Below are 448 nucleotides of genomic sequence, written 5' to 3' on the forward strand. Positions count from 1 at the left end.
AGCTGAGCCCATGCAGTGACTTCACGTAATGACATCCCCCCGGGGCCGTAAGCCAGCCCCAGACGTAGCAGAGTTGCAGCATCACGAATTTCGCGGCGGCGGGTTAGAGCCCCGGCATTACGTGCCGAAGTATTCAGTTCTTCGGGCTTACCAATATGGGCCAGAATTGCTGACCAGTTATCGTGAGAGTAATTCATCGGCACGTTAAATCATATCAGGCGTAATACCACAACCCTTAAGTTAGCGCTTATGGGCGCTTTTCCCCTCACCCTAATCCCAGAGGGGCGAGGGGACCGTTCGTGCACGTAAAAGGATTAATTATCCTTCTGAAAATACTGAAATTATTACGCGGTACCGCCAACAGTCAGGTTATCAACTTTCAGCGTTGGCTGGCCCACGCCAACCGGCAAACTTTGCCCTTCTTGACCGCAGACACCCACGCCGTTAT

1 pseudogene is annotated in these 448 nt (G+C 52.5%); it reads right to left on the minus strand.

Annotated elements, in window-relative coordinates:
- Positions 1-197: pseudogene (locus D7V88_RS42245) on the minus strand (IS4 family transposase); the annotation flags it as partial.
- Positions 198-448: the final 251 nt, after the last annotated feature.

Origin of the sequence: Corallococcus terminator (genome assembly GCF_003611635.1) — a bacterium.
GTDB classification, from domain to species: domain Bacteria; phylum Myxococcota; class Myxococcia; order Myxococcales; family Myxococcaceae; genus Corallococcus; species Corallococcus terminator.